The following is a 686-nucleotide window of genomic DNA, read 5'->3' as shown; positions in this document are numbered from 1 at the left end:
GACACCCCGACTCGCCACTACGCACACGTAGACTGCCCAGGCCACGCCGACTATGTTAAAAACATGATCACCGGTGCTGCGCAGATGGACGGCGCGATCCTGGTTGTTGCTGCGACTGACGGCCCAATGCCTCAGACTCGTGAGCACATCCTGCTGGGTCGTCAGGTAGGCGTTCCTTTCATCATCGTGTTCCTGAACAAATGCGACATGGTTGATGACGAAGAGCTGCTGGAACTGGTAGAGATGGAAGTTCGTGAACTGCTGTCTCAGTACGATTTCCCAGGCGACGATACCCCAATCGTTCGTGGTTCTGCTCTGAAAGCGCTGGAAGGCGAAGCAGAGTGGGAAGCGAAAATCATCGAACTGGCTGGCTTCCTGGATTCTTACATCCCAGAACCAGAGCGTGCGATTGACAAGCCATTCCTGCTGCCAATCGAAGACGTATTCTCCATCTCCGGTCGTGGTACCGTTGTTACCGGTCGTGTAGAGCGCGGTATCATCAAAGTTGGTGAAGAAGTTGAAATCGTTGGTATCAAAGAGACTGCGAAGTCTACCTGTACTGGCGTTGAAATGTTCCGCAAACTGCTGGACGAAGGCCGTGCTGGTGAGAACGTTGGTGTTCTGCTGCGTGGTATCAAACGTGAAGAAATCGAACGTGGTCAGGTTCTGGCGAAGCCAGGCTCAAT

Annotated in this window: 1 protein-coding gene; it reads left to right on the top strand. The window is 53.4% G+C overall.

The features are described from left to right. A partial coding sequence (locus tag DOU50_RS00155) for a GTP-binding protein (protein WP_228117483.1) occupies positions 1 to 686 on the top strand: 686 nt, incomplete at both ends.

The organism is Enterobacter sp. C6 (assembly GCF_008122455.1).
Taxonomy (GTDB): domain Bacteria; phylum Pseudomonadota; class Gammaproteobacteria; order Enterobacterales; family Enterobacteriaceae; genus Enterobacter; species Enterobacter pseudoroggenkampii.
Note: the sequence above shows the minus strand (reverse complement) of the source record. Positions and strands in the feature narration are given on the sequence as shown.